Genomic DNA, 12,925 nt, shown 5'->3' on the forward strand with positions numbered 1-12,925 from the left:
GACATGGAGCGCAGCGTGCAAGCCCTGGATGACAGCCTGGCCGGCTTGGCCGAGGGCCTGCAGGCTTTCCGGGCGGCGGAGCAGGGCCCTGTGTGCCGCCTGGATCCAGATGCCGCCGAGCGCCCGGGCGACAGACCGGCGGCGCCCCGGGCTTCCGAGGCGCAGATGGCCCGTCTGGCCGAGGCTCGGCCCACGCCAGCCTCGCCCCAGCTGCCCACCGAGGTCTGGGCCATCTACCTGCCCATGATGGTGTTCACCGCCTTGATGCTGGCCGGGATCCTATTGAGCCGGCAACGCCAGCAGATTCGCGCCAGCGAGGCTTATGAAGATGCGCTGGCAGATTGCCGGCCCCTGCTGCAAAAGCTGGAGTCGCTGCGGGCGCCGCGTGAGATCAAGCGCTTCATGAACCTGAGCCGCTATCTGGCCTTGCGCGTCAATGCCCGCAGCTATGCGCGCCTGCCCTCCGGGCTGGCCTGGTGGCCAGGTTTGCGGCAGCGGATGGAAGCGCTGCTGCCCGAGCCGCCCGAGTGGCAGGAGCAGGAGGTGGTGGCCCTGGCCGCCCTGCATCTGGCCCGGGCCGAGTTGGCGCCGCAGATCGATGCCGTGCAGTGGTTGCTTGACCCGGCTTGCCGCCGGGGCGCGCCCGGCTGCACCGCCGAACTCGAGCGCCTGGGCCGGCATCTGGCTGGCGGCGCTGAGACGCAGGCTCGCCAGGCGCAGGACCGGGTGCGGCGCTTCCTGGCGCTTCTGACCGAGATGCAGGCGCCTGCAGCACCGGCGGACGAGTCCACGACCCCCCCGGCTTGAAGCCCGCAGGGCGCAGCCGCGCATCGACGGTCGGCAACAATTGCTTGCAAGCCCGAAGCAGGTCTTCACAAGCCCGGGGCACGCAGCCGCTAGAGTGAGCGATCGTCCTCCTGCGCCGGGCCTGCCCGGGACGGCGCGCCGCTTGCCTCTTGCTGCCATGATTGCCGAAGACTGCACCGATCAGCGCCCGCTACTTGCACCGGCTCCGAGCCCGCCGCGTGAGGCCGGCGGGCTTCAGGCTCCGGCCACGGCCTCGCAGCCGCAGAAGGCCCTGTCTCTGGCCTCGCTGGCGGCCTTGAGCGCCTGTGGTGGAGGCGGCGGCGGTGACAGCGGCGCGGCCCCGGCCCCTGCGCCCACCCCGGCTCCGCCGCCGGCGCCGCCCACCGAGGCGGAAGCGGCGCGGTTTCTGGCCCAGGCCAGTTTCGCCGCTAGCACGGCCGAGATGGCCAAGGTCCAGGCCCACGGCTACAGCGCCTGGCTCAACGAGCAGTTCGCGGCCACAGGCAGCCAGGGGCATTTCGACTGGATGGTGGCCAAGGGCTATGCGGTCGAGGCCAACAAGAACAACTTCAACGGCGTGGACAACACGCTCTGGCGCAAGCTGCTGAGCTCGCCCGATCTGTTGCGGCAGAAGGTGGTGCTGGCGTTGTCGGAGATTTTTGTGGTCTCCATGGCCGGCCTGCCAGTGGCTTGGGCCGGCTTTGCGGTCGCGGCTTACGTGGACATGCTGGAGCAGCGCGCCTTCGGCACCTTCCGCGAGCTGATCGAGGGCGTCAGCCTGTCGAACGCCATGGGCGTCTACCTCAATATGCGCGGCAATCGCAAGGAGGACGCCAAGACCGGCCGGGTGCCGGACGAGAACTATGCGCGCGAACTGATGCAGCTCTTCACCATCGGCCTGGTGGAGCTCAATCTCGATGGCACACCGGTGCTCGATGCTGCGGGCAAGCCCAAGGACACCTACACCCAGGCACAGATCAGCGAGCTGGCACGGGTGTTGACCGGCTGGGAGTTCGATGGCGCCAGCGCCACCGATCCTGCCTTCATGAAGAAGCCCATGGTGCACCTGGCGGCGCGCTTCTCGGTCGGGCCCAAGAAGGTGCTGTCGGCCGATGTGCCGGCCTCGGCCACCGGGCCGGAGGCGCTCAAGATCGTGCTCGACACCCTCGCCAACCATGCCAATGTCGGCCCCTTCTTCAGCCGCCAGCTGATCCAGCGCCTGGTCGCGTCCAACCCCAGCCCGGCCTATGTGCAGCGCGTGGCGGCCGTGTTCAACAACAATGGGCAGGGCCAGCGCGGCGACCTCAAGGCGGTGATCCGTGCGGTGCTGCTGGACAGCGAAGCGCGCACGCCCGGCAGTTCGCCCTCCAGCGGCCGCCTGCGTGAGCCCATCCAGCGCTTCATTCAATGGGGCCGCAGCTTTGGTGTGAGCTCACCGACCGAACTCTGGAATATCGGCGATCTGAGCAACCCGGCCAGCCGCCTGGGTCAGAGCCCGCTGCGCAGCCCCTCGGTCTTCAACTTTTTCCGGCCTGGCTATGTGCCGCCCAATTCGCAGCTGGGCACGGCCCAGATCACAGCGCCCGAGTTCCAGCTCTGCAACGAGAGCACGGTGGCCGGCTACCTCAACTACATGCAGAACGTGATCGCCAATGGCACGGGCGAGGTCAAGCCCAGCTACACGGCCGAGCTGGCGCTGGCGGCCGATGCGCTGGCCCTGGTGCAGCGGCTTGCTTTGCTGCTGGCTGGCGGTGGTTTGAGCCCCACCACGGTCAACACCATCGCTACCGCGGTGGCCACGATCAATGCCAGCAGCGATGCCGGCAAGCTGAACCGTGTGCAGGCCGCCGTCCTCCTGGTCATGGCCAGCCCTGAATACCTGATCCAGAAGTGAAACGAGAGAGATCCGCCATGACATCGGTTCACCGTCTGCCCACCCTGCAACGCCGCGAGTTCCTGCGCCGTGCCTCCGCGCTTGGCCTGGCCGGTGCCGCAGCTCCCTGGGCCCTCAATCTGGCTGCCCTGGGCGAAGCCGCGGCGCAGACGGCGCCCAGCGATTACAAAGCCCTGGTTTGCGTCTTCCTTTACGGCGGCAATGACTACGGCAACACCGTCATTCCCTACGACGCGCCCAGCCACACGGCCTACCAGACCATACGCCAGACCCTGGCCATCCCGCGCGATCAACTGGCCGCCACGGCGCTGACACCGCGTGTGGCCCTGCCCGATGCGCGGCAGATGGCGCTGTCGCCGCAGATGACGCGGCTGAAAACGATATTTGACGCGGGCAAGCTCGGCGTGCTGCTCAATGTCGGCCCTTTGGTCCAACCCACCACCCTGGCGCAGTACAAGGCGCAGAGCGTGCCCCTGCCGCCCAAGCTGTTCTCGCACAACGATCAGCAAAGCGTCTGGCAGGCCAGCAACCCCGAGGGGGCCATTTCCGGCTGGGGCGGTCGCCTGGGTGACCAGTTCCTCAGCGCCAACGGCAACGCCACTTTCACTTGCATCAATGTCTCGGGCAATGCGGTCTTCATGGCCGGACAGCAGGCGGTGCAGTACCAGATGTCGACCAGCGGTGCGGTCGCCATCAACGGCGTCACGCGGCCGCTCTACGGCTCGCAGGCCTGCGCCGATGCACTGCGCAGCCTGATCACGGCCGAACGCAGCCACTGGATGGAACAGGAGCTCAACCGCGTGGTCAGCCGCTCGGTCAATGCCCAGGCCATCGTCGCCTCGGCCCTGAACACCTTACCGGCCCTGAACACGGTCTTCGACACCACCAACAGCCTGGCCACCCAGCTGCAGATGGTGGCCAAGATGATCGCCGCGCGCAGCAGCATGGGCGCCAAGCGCCAGGTGTTTTTCGTCTCCATCGGCGGCTTTGATCTGCATGATTTCCTGCCCGACCAGCACCCCGGCCTGCTTCGCAAGGTGTCTGAGGCGCTGGGCAGTTTCTACGACGCCACGGTGGAGCTGGGCGTGGCCAACCAGGTCACCGCTTTCACTGCCAGCGATTTCGGCCGCACCTTGAGCAGCAATGGCGATGGCTCCGACCATGGCTGGGGCAGCCATCACTTCGTGCTGGGCGGCGCGGTCAAGGGCGGGCGCTTCTGGGGCCAGGCGCCGGTGGTGGCGGTCAACGGGCCGGACGATGTCGGCCAGGGCCGCTTGCTGCCCACCAGCTCGGTCGATCAGCTCGGCGCCACCCTGGCCAGCTGGATGGGTGTGCCGGCCAGCGACCTGGGCCGGGTGATGCCGCAGATCAAGAACTACTCGCAAGCCGACCTGGGATTCTTCCTCTGAGGCCCAGGCAGCGGCTGGACTAGGATCGACGGGTCCCCCCCGTCCCCATCTTTTCGATCCTTGTCCGATCGTTCGCCCCATGCCCCCACGTTTCGTTCGCTTCTTGCGGCCGGCGCTGCACCCACGCGCGCTGGCCTTGCTCTCCCTGCTGGCGCTGGCCGCCTGCACCACGCCCGGCGCCCTGGCACCGTCCAGCAAGCCCACATCGCCCGATCTGATCCAGCCCGAGTCCGCCAGCGGCTGGACGGCCAAGCAGGCCCAGGCCAGCGCCCATTTCGCCGTGGCCGCCGCTCATCCTTTGGCTTCGGACGCCGGGCGCGAGATCCTGCTGGCCGGTGGCAGCGCGCTCGATGCGGCGATCGCCGTGCAGATGGTCTTGACCTTGGTCGAGCCGCAGTCCAGCGGCATCGGCGGCGGGGCCTTTTTGCTGCACTGGGACGGCGCCAAGGTGCAGGCGTTTGATGGCCGCGAAACCGCGCCGGCCGCCGCCGACGAAAACCTCTTCCTCAAGCCCGACGGCAAGCCCATGCCCTATCTGCAGGCCGTGGTCGGCGGCCGCTCGGTGGGCACGCCAGGCCTCTTGCGCATGCTGGAGCAAGCCCATGCCCAGCATGGCAAGCTGCCCTGGGCGCGATTGTTCGAGCCGGCCATCCGCCTGTGCGAGCAGGGCTATGCCTTGAGCGGGCGCAGCCACAAGCAGCTGCTCAACAACACGGCCTTGCGCCAGGACCCGCAGGCCGGCGCCTACTTTTTCGATGCCCAAGGCCAGGCGCTGCCTGAGGGCAGCCGGCTGCGCAACCCGGCCCTGGCCGCCGTGTTGCGCCAGGTGGCGGCCGGTGGCGCCGATGCCTTCTTGAAAGGCACTGTTGCTCAGGACATCGTGCGCCGCGTGCGCGGGCATGCCAGCAACCCCGGCCTGCTCAGCGAGGCCGATCTGGCCGGCTACCAGCCGCGCCAGCGCGAGGTGCTGTGCACGCCCTGGCGCGGCCAGCAGGTCTGCGGCTTCCCGCCGCCGTCTTCCGGCCATCTGACCGTGATGCAGATGCTGGGCATGATGCCGGCGCAGACCCCGGCCCAGGCCTTCAGCGAGGGTGTGCCCAGTGCCGCCTGGCTGCACCGTTATGCCGAGGCCAGCAAGCTGGCCTTTGCCGACCGCGCGCAATTCATCGCCGACCCCGATTTCGTAGCCGCGCCCGGCGGCGACTGGCGCAGCCTGCTGGCGCCCGAGTACCTGCAGGCGCGCGCAGCGCTGATCGGCCCACGCAGCATGGCCAGCGCCGCCGCCGGTCAGCCCGCCGCAGCGCTGCGCGTCGGCTGGGCACCCATGCCCGATCAGCCCGAGCATGGCACCAGCCACATCAGCATCATCGATGCGGCCGGCCGGGCGGTGGCCATGACCACCTCGATCGAGGCTGGCTTTGGCGCCCGGATCATGAGCGACGGCGGCACCGGCCTGCCCGGCGGCTTCATGCTCAACAACCAGCTGACCGACTTTGCCCTGGCGCCACGCGACGAGCAGGGCCGGCCGGTGGCCAACCGCCTGCAGCCGGGCAAGCGCCCGCGCTCCAGCATGGCACCGACCCTGGTGTTCGACGCCAGCGGCCGCCGTCTGAGCATGAGCCTGGGCTCGCCCGGCGGACCGGCCATCATCCATTTCGTGGCCAAGACCTTGCTGGCTACGGCCGACTGGCAGCTCGATGTGCAGCAGGCGCTGGACCAGCCCAATTTCGCCAACTTCGGCGGCCCGGTGTTCCTGGAGCAAGGGCGCTTCCCGGCGGCCACGCGCGAGGACCTGCAGGCGCGCGGCCACCGCCTGGTGGAAACCGAGCTGACCAGCGGCATCCAGGCCATCCAGCGCAGCCCCACGGGCTGGCTGGGTGGGGCCGACCCGCGGCGCGACGGCGCGGTGCGCGGCGACTGAGCCGGCCCGGAGTGCGCGGGCTTCGCATTTGCTTACAGCCTGAGGCGCGATCTCGTCATCGCCCGGTCGAGCTCGGGCGTTGGGCAGCTCATCGCCACCTTCTTCTCGGAGCTTGCATCATGCGGACCTCGCGCACCTCAGCCTTTGTGGCTGGCCTGGCCCTGGGCCTGGCTGGTTTGGGATCGGCCGCTCAGGCCTCGGACATCGGCGTGTCGGTGGCGGTCGGCCAACCCGGCTTCTACGGCCGCATCGATCTCGGCTCGGCCGCCCCGGCGCCACGCCTGATCTACAACGAGCCGGTCTGGGTGCAGGGCCGCCCGCATCACCACCACCGCGCGCGCGAGCGCGTGGAGCCCTGGTATCTCTATGTACCCCCGGGCCATGCCCGCCATTGGGCGCGCCATTGCGGCGACTACGGCGCCTGCGGCCGGCCGGTGTACTTTGTGCAGGAAGGCTGGTACCGGGAGATCTATGGCCCGCGGCGCGGCGGTGAACAGGCGTGGCGCCCGGGTCACGGGCGCGGCCATGGCCAAGGCCATCATCATGGCCACCACCATGGCCGCCCCTACGATCGCTGAATCGATCAGCCCACAGGCCTGCGGCTCGCCCGCGGCAGGCGCGTGATCCCCAGTGATGGCCGGCGGCCGGTCAGCTGGGCGCTGATGGCCGCCTGCAGCGGCGGCAGATGGCGGGCGAGGGTCAGCACGCCTTTGCGCAAGAGCCGGGCCGGCGCACGCTCGTCGGTGAACAGATTCACCACCGCATTGGTGCCCTGGTAGATGGCCCAGGTGCGGCGGCGGTGCTGGTCGGCATAACGCTGCAGCAGCTCGGCATCACCGAGGTCCTGGCCGCGCTGCTGGGCACCTCCCAGCAGATCAGCCAGCGTCTGCACCCCGTAGAGCCCGAAGTTGTAGCCATGCGCGGTGACCGGGTGCATGCCCACGGCGGCATCGCCGACCAGGGCCAGGCGCCGGGTGGCGAAACGGTGGGCGTAGCAGGCCACCAGGGGGTAGAGGTGGCGAGGGCTGGCCAGGCGGATCTCGCCGAGCCGGCCTTGCAGCTGGGTCTGCACCCAGGCGCGGAAGCGCTCCGCCTCCCAGGCCTGCATTTCGGCCGCGCGGTCGGCGCTGACGGTCAGCACCAGGGAGCTGCAGCTGCCCTTGAGTGGCAGCAGGGCCAGGGTGTGGCCGTAGTGAAAGCATTCCAGCGCGATGCCCTCGTTGGGCGCGCTGTGGGCCAGGCGGCAGACGATGACGCTGCGGCCGAAGTCGCGCATCTGTGCGCCGATGCCGGCCATGCGGCGCAGGGCGGAAAAGCGGCTGTCGGCGGCGATCACCAGGGGCGCCCGCAGGCGCTCGCCGGTGCTCAGCTGCACTTCGGCCAGCTCCGGTGTGGCGTTCAAACTCAGGCCGCTGACGCGGCAGTCGCTGCGCAGTTCGATGTGCTCGGCGCGCCGCTCGACGGCCCGATAGGCAATCCGGCGCAGCCAGTGGTTGGCGACCAGATAGCCCAGCTCGCCCTGGCCGTCGGCGGTGCCGAAGCCCAGGTGCTCGGGCGCGGTGCCATCGAAGACATGGGCGCGGCGCAGCGGTGCGATTTCTTCCGGTGGCAGCAGGGCCCATTGGCCCAGGCGCTCCAGCACCGCCCGGCCCGGGTGGGTGAGGGCGATCTCTCGGCCGTCCTCGGCCGGATCTTGCAGGGCGCTCAGGGGCGCGGCTTCTAGCACGCAGCTGCGGATGCCGGCATCGGCCAGGGCGCAGGCCATGCTCAGGCCGGCGGGGCCGCCGCCAACGATTAGCACGCGCTGCGTTTCGTCTGGCAGCGAGGAGGAGGGGGTGGAAGAGGAGGTGGAAGAGGGCTGGATCGACATGGTCGCCCAGCCTAAGGCCGGGCGAGCGCCGCGGCCTTGATCGGGATCAGCGTTGCGTCTTCTTGCTCAGGGCCAGCAGGCTAAGGCCGCCGACCAGCAGGAAGGACAGACCGCTCCAGATCTCGTAGGGCAGGCCCAGCAGGCGGTAGGCCGCAGCCTCCTTGCAGGTGGCGGTGACCATGAAGACGAAAGGCCAGCGCATTTCCAGATCCAGCGCCTCCAGCACCGTTTCGGCAAAGGTCAGCTTGCAGGTGTCCATCAACGCGGCCACTTCGTGCTGGTAGTAGGCCGCAGCCAGACCAGCCGCCGCCAGGATCAGCAGTGCCGTCAGGCTGGCCGTGCGCAGCGGGCGCTGGCGCTTGAACAGCCAGCCCAGCAGGGCCACGGCGGCGATCAGCAAAAAGATGCCACGCTGCATCACGCACCAGGGGCAGGGCTTGACCCCGAAGCCATGCTGGGCGACCAGGGCGAAGGCCACGGCGGCCAGGCTGCCCAGCCCGATGCCGGCCAAGGCCTGCTCGGGGAACTTCGAGACCTTGAGGAACATCAGTCGGCTTCCACTTCCACCACCAGATCGATCTCCACGCATGCACCCATGGGGTTCTGCGCCACGCCGAAGGCGCTGCGGGCATGGGCGCCCTTGTCGCCAAAGACCTGAGCCAGCAGCTCGGAGGCGCCGTTGGTGACCAGGTGCTGCTCGGTGAAGTCCGGTGCGCTGTTGACCAGGCTCATCAGCTTGACGATGCGCTTGATCTTGTTCAGATCGCCCACGGCGGCGTGCAGGGTGCCCATCAGATCGATGGCGATGGCGCGCGCGGCAGCCTGGCCGGTGGCGGTGTCGGTGTCACGGCCGAGCTGACCGACCCAGACCTTGCCGTCCTTCTTGGCGATGTGGCCGGACAGGAAGACGAGGTTGCCGGTGCGCACAAAGGGCACGTAAGCGGCCACGGGCACGGCCACGGGCGGCAGGGTGATGCCCAGGGTTTCTAGCGTGGTGTAGATATTGGTGTTGCTCATTTGCGGGCTCACTCGAGTTGATGCTGAATCTGGGGGATCGCGGCGCGGGCAGCCGGCTGTGAAAGCGGCTCCGCCCTGGCTACGATCGGGTGGCGCGCATCCTACACCGAGCGGCCCGACGGGCCGCCTCGACACGGCCACCGCCCTGCTGGGAAGCGCTGCTGCCGGAGCCCATGAGACGCATGCACTCTCCCGCAACTGCTGAGCCGCTGCAGGCTGTGGCGCGCCGTGGGCCGGCGTCGCTCTGGCCGTTTCGCCTGGCGCTGCCGGCGCTGGCCTGGCTGAGCGGTCTGGCCTGTGTGCAGCTGCAGCGTGAGCTGCCGGGCGAGGGCGCGTTTGCGGCGGTCCTGCTGTTCGGCCTGGCCAGCCTGATTGCGGCCATGCGCAGCCGCGCTGTGGCTGCCTTGCGCCTGTTCGGCTTCAGTCTTGCGGCTGGCATGCTGGCCTTCAGCTACGGCAGCTGGCGCGCCGAACAGCGCCTGGCCGAGCGCTTGCCCGAGGCCTGGGAGGGGCGCGATCTGCTGCTGATCGGCCGTGTCGACTCGCTGCCGGCCGCCACCCTGGGCCAGGCCGGGGCGCCGGGCTGGCGCTTCGAGTTCGCGCTGGAGGCCGCCCATGCCGGGCCGCTGGCCAGCGATCCACCGCTGCTGTTGCCGGCGCGCCTGCTGCTGAGCGCGTTTGCTGAGCATGCCGATGCCGCGCCGCCGCCGCTGCGTGCGGGCGAACGCTGGCAGTTGCTGGTGCGATTCAAGCAGCCGCAGGGCCTGATGAACCCGCACGGTTTTGACTACGAACTCTGGCTGTTCGAGCAAGGCCTGCGCGCCAGCGGCGTGCTGCGGCCGGGTGGGGCGCAGCGGCGCCTGTCCGAGGCACCCTTCGCCAGCATCGATGCGGCGCGCCAGCGCCTGCGCGAGGCCTTGCAGCGCCGCGTCAGCGAGCCCAGCGCGGCCGGCGTGCTGGCGGCCTTGAGCCTGGGTGACCAGGCCGCCATCAGCCGCAGCGACTGGGCCTTGTTCCGCGACACCGGCCTGAGTCATTTGCTCAGCGTCAGCGGCCTGCATGTGACCATGTTCGCCTGGGCGGCCCAGGGCTTGCTGGGCTGGGCCTGGCGCGGCAGTGCGCGCCTGTGCCTGTGCTGCCCGGCGCCCGCAGTCGCCCGTTGGGGCGGGGTGGCGGCGGCCCTGGCTTATGCCTTGTTTTCGGGTTGGGGTGTGCCGGCGCAGCGCACGGTCTGGATGCTGGCCAGCCTGGCCCTGCTGCGCAGCGCGGGTGTGCGTTGGCCCTGGCCGCTGGCTTTGCTGCTGTCCGCCCTGCTGGTCACGGCGGTTGACCCGTGGGCGGTCTGTCAGGCCGGTTTCTGGCTGTCCTTCTGTGCCGTGGGTCTCTTGATGGCGGCGGGTGACAGTGAACCCGCGCGCGGCTGGCGGGCCCAGCTGATGGCCGGCCTGCGCAACCAGGCGGTGGCCACCTTGGGCCTGGCGCCGCTGAGCCTGCTGTTCTTTCAGCAGCTGTCCGTGGTGGGCGTGCTGGCCAATCTGCTGGCGATTCCCTGGGTCAGCCTGGTGATCACGCCCTTGGCCCTGGGTGGGGCGATCCTGCCGGGCTTGTGGATCTGGGGTGCTTGGTGCGTGGACCTGATGATGGCCCTGCTGCGCGGATTGGTGAGCTGGCCGCTGGCGGTCTGGACGGTGCCGGTGGCGCCCTTGTGGGCGCAGGCTGCAGGCTTGGCGGGCGGCATTGTGTTGGTGTTGCCCCTGCCGTGGCGGCTGCGTGCTTTGGGCTTGGCGCTGGCGCTGCCCTTGCTGTGGCCGGCGCCCGAGCGCCCGCGCGAGGGCGAATTCGAGTTTCTGGCCGCCGATGTGGGGCAGGGCACGGCCGTGCTGCTGCGCACGGCAAACCATGCCTTGCTCTACGACGCCGGCCCGCAGTACGCACCCGGGGTGGACGCGGGCCAGCGTGTGCTGCTGCCGCTGTTGCGCGCGCTCGGTGTGCGCCAGCTCGACCAGCTGCTGCTCAGCCACCGTGACAGCGACCATGTGGGCGGTGCGGCGTCTGTGGCCGCCGGCCTGCCTGTGCGCGTGTTGCACAGCTCGCTGGAGCCCAGCCATCCGCTGCACCGCCTGTTTCCGAGCTCTCTGCCTTGCGAGGCCGGCCAGGGCTGGGTCTGGGACGGCGTGCAGTTCGAGCTGCTGCACCCAAGCGCCGAGCAGCTGCAGCGGCAACAGCTCAAGAGCAATGAGCTGTCTTGCGTGCTGCGCGTGCGCAGTGCCTCGGGCCAGCGCAGCGCGCTCCTGATGGGCGATCTGGAGGCGGGGCAGGAAGCAGAGCTGCTGCGCCGCCATCGTCCTCAAGACCTGCCCGCCGAGCTGTTGCTGGTGCCGCACCACGGCAGCAAGACCTCGTCCACGCCGGAGCTGCTGGCGGCCGTGGCGCCGCGCTGGGCGGTGGTGCAGTCGGGCTACCGCAATCGCTTTGGCCACCCGGCGCTGCCGGTGCTGGCGCGCTACCAGGCGGCCGGCATCGAGGTCTTCAACAGCCCCGACTGTGGCGCTTGGCGCTGGCGCAGCGATGCTGTGGCGCCCAGCTGTCAACGCCAGCTGGGTCGGCGTTACTGGCATCGCCAGCCCTCTGCGGATCGAGCGGGCTTGTCATGGCAGGGACCGCCGGCGCCAGGCGCTCATCTCGAAGAGGATGGCTGAACGGTCCGGCTGAGATGATTGCGCATGTCCTCTGCTTCATTTCTGGTGTGGGGCTTGTGGTGTAGCGTGCGGGGCGGCTCGCTGGCGGGCTGAGTCCCTTCCTTCAATCGGGTTTGTTCGATGGATGTGTCGTATTTGCTGTTTTTCTTCGCCGGTCTGGGCGCGTTCAATGGATTGGCGATCGCGGCTTGGTTGCTTTGGCATCGCCCGGCCAGCCCGGCGCAGCCTTGGCTGGCCGCCCTGGTCTTGATGCTCAGTGTGCGCACGGGCAAGTCGGTGTTGTTTTACTTCTGGCCCGATATCGGCAAGCTGGTGCTGCAGGTCGGGCTGTCGGCCTGCTTCTTGATTGGGCCTTGCTTGCTCGGTTTCGTGCGGGCCTGCCTTGATCCCTTGGGCGAGCGCAGCGGCCGAGACCATTTCCTTGTGCTCGGACTCATTGGGCTGACCCTGGTCTTTGGCTGGCTGTACCCCTACTCGGTCCACCTTGCGCTGTGGCGGGGGCCGATCTGGCATTCGATCCAGTACTTCTGGCTGGCCTGTTTGCTGCTGAGTTTGGCCTGTCTTGTGCAGCATTGGCGTCATCGCCTCGCATGGGCTGCAGCGCAGCGCCGCGAATTGAGCAAGGCACGGTACTTGAACCTTGGGCCGGGCTTCGCTGCGGCGGTCACGGCCGGAGTCGCCCTGGTGTGGGCGGCGTACTTCTGGTCGGGCTGGACTTCCTACATTGCCGGCGCACTGTCTTTCACGGTGCTGGTGTGTCTGAGCATCGGATTGGCCGTGTTTCGGCGACCGGCCTTGAGCCCAACGGCTCCGATTCACGAACCCTATCAGCAGCGCAAGATTGCTCCGGCCGACGCGGAGGCTGAGCTGGCGGCCCTGCACCGCCTGATGGCCGAAGAGCAACTCTACCGCGACCCCGGCCTCAGCCTGAACAAGCTGGCTCGGCGTTTGTCCATGCCGCCGGCGCGACTGTCCCAACTGCTGAACGACAACCAGGACATCAGTTTCCGGCAGTACCTGAACCAGCTGCGCATCGATGCCGCCAAACAGTTGCTGAGCGAGGGGGCGGCCTTGCCCATGGAGCAAGTGGCCGAGGCCTCGGGCTTTCTGTCCATGTCGACCTTTTACAGCAGCTTCAAGAAGGCCGAAGGCGCCACGCCGGCCGCCTGGCGACAGGCTCGACAGGTGGCCGAGGGCTCCTGAAACCGGTTCTCGGACTCCGGAAACCGATGGCAAGCTGTTGATTGACAAGGGCTTTGCGCAACATCGAGCTCTCGTTTCAATCGGAGCTTGTTCATGCGATCTTGT

General features: G+C 69.0%; 9 protein-coding genes. 6 read left to right on the plus strand and 3 right to left on the minus strand.

Annotation, left to right across the window (positions count from 1 at the left end):
- The first annotated feature begins 964 nt into the window (after positions 1-964).
- The 4 genes from AC1Q6P_RS08850 to AC1Q6P_RS08865 all read left to right on the plus strand — a co-directional run bounded on the left by AC1Q6P_RS08850 (position 965) and on the right by AC1Q6P_RS08865 (position 6,609).
- Positions 965-2,701: a DUF1800 domain-containing protein gene (locus AC1Q6P_RS08850; protein ID WP_492663611.1), complete on the plus strand. Its 1,737-nt coding sequence runs from the start codon at positions 965-967 to the stop codon at positions 2,699-2,701.
- A 17-nt stretch (positions 2,702-2,718) separates the two neighbouring features.
- Positions 2,719-4,110 carry a DUF1501 domain-containing protein gene (locus AC1Q6P_RS08855; RefSeq protein WP_492663610.1) on the plus strand — a complete coding sequence of 464 codons (1,392 nt, stop codon included), beginning with the start codon at positions 2,719-2,721 and terminating at the stop codon, positions 4,108-4,110.
- Between the two features lie 79 nt (positions 4,111-4,189).
- Positions 4,190-6,031, plus strand: coding sequence for a gamma-glutamyltransferase family protein (locus AC1Q6P_RS08860; RefSeq protein WP_492663609.1), 1,842 nt, complete (start codon positions 4,190-4,192; stop codon positions 6,029-6,031).
- Between the two features lie 119 nt (positions 6,032-6,150).
- Positions 6,151-6,609 carry a hypothetical protein gene (locus AC1Q6P_RS08865; protein ID WP_492663608.1) on the plus strand — a complete coding sequence of 153 codons (459 nt, stop codon included), beginning with the start codon at positions 6,151-6,153 and terminating at the stop codon, positions 6,607-6,609.
- Between the two features lie 5 nt (positions 6,610-6,614).
- On the opposite strand, the gene ubiM is transcribed toward AC1Q6P_RS08865, so the two are convergent.
- The 3 genes from ubiM to AC1Q6P_RS08880 are packed head-to-tail and all read right to left on the minus strand — an operon-like array spanning position 6,615 to position 8,918.
- On the minus strand, positions 6,615-7,901 hold the full coding sequence (gene ubiM / locus AC1Q6P_RS08870) for a 5-demethoxyubiquinol-8 5-hydroxylase UbiM (RefSeq protein WP_492663607.1): 1,287 nt from the start codon (positions 7,899-7,901) through the stop codon (positions 6,615-6,617).
- Positions 7,902-7,947: 46 nt separating this feature from the next.
- Positions 7,948-8,448 (minus strand): disulfide bond formation protein B, encoded by a 501-nt coding sequence (locus AC1Q6P_RS08875; RefSeq protein WP_165794731.1) that lies wholly within the window; start codon positions 8,446-8,448, stop codon positions 7,948-7,950.
- Positions 8,448-8,918: a RidA family protein gene (locus tag AC1Q6P_RS08880; RefSeq protein ID WP_102770094.1), complete on the minus strand. Its 471-nt coding sequence runs from the start codon at positions 8,916-8,918 to the stop codon at positions 8,448-8,450. The genes AC1Q6P_RS08875 and AC1Q6P_RS08880 overlap by 1 nt, the downstream gene beginning before the upstream one ends.
- Positions 8,919-9,100: 182 nt before the next feature.
- On the opposite strand from AC1Q6P_RS08880, the gene AC1Q6P_RS08885 reads away from it, so the two are divergent.
- Complete coding sequence (locus AC1Q6P_RS08885) at positions 9,101-11,617, plus strand: DNA internalization-related competence protein ComEC/Rec2 (RefSeq protein WP_492663606.1); 2,517 nt, start codon at positions 9,101-9,103, stop codon at positions 11,615-11,617.
- 135 nt (positions 11,618-11,752) lie between these two features.
- Positions 11,753-12,820 (plus strand): AraC family transcriptional regulator, encoded by a 1,068-nt coding sequence (locus AC1Q6P_RS08890; protein WP_492703143.1) that lies wholly within the window; start codon positions 11,753-11,755, stop codon positions 12,818-12,820.
- Positions 12,821-12,925: the final 105 nt, after the last annotated feature.

It is taken from the genome of Roseateles sp. GW835-FHT13E02, from assembly GCF_058794035.1.

What these genes read in the sequence shown, in the direction of transcription:
- AC1Q6P_RS08850 (WP_492663611.1), top strand. Translation starts at nt 965, where the DNA reads ATGATTGCCGAAGACTGCACCGATCAGCGCCCGCTACTTGCACCGGCT.
- AC1Q6P_RS08855 (WP_492663610.1), top strand. Translation starts at nt 2,719, where the DNA reads ATGACATCGGTTCACCGTCTGCCCACCCTGCAACGCCGCGAGTTCCTG.
- AC1Q6P_RS08860 (WP_492663609.1), top strand. Translation starts at nt 4,190, where the DNA reads ATGCCCCCACGTTTCGTTCGCTTCTTGCGGCCGGCGCTGCACCCACGC.
- AC1Q6P_RS08865 (WP_492663608.1), top strand. Translation starts at nt 6,151, where the DNA reads ATGCGGACCTCGCGCACCTCAGCCTTTGTGGCTGGCCTGGCCCTGGGC.
- ubiM (WP_492663607.1), bottom strand. Translation starts at nt 7,901, where the DNA reads ATGTCGATCCAGCCCTCTTCCACCTCCTCTTCCACCCCCTCCTCCTCG.
- AC1Q6P_RS08875 (WP_165794731.1), bottom strand. Translation starts at nt 8,448, where the DNA reads ATGTTCCTCAAGGTCTCGAAGTTCCCCGAGCAGGCCTTGGCCGGCATC.
- AC1Q6P_RS08880 (WP_102770094.1), bottom strand. Translation starts at nt 8,918, where the DNA reads ATGAGCAACACCAATATCTACACCACGCTAGAAACCCTGGGCATCACC.
- AC1Q6P_RS08885 (WP_492663606.1), top strand. Translation starts at nt 9,101, where the DNA reads ATGCACTCTCCCGCAACTGCTGAGCCGCTGCAGGCTGTGGCGCGCCGT.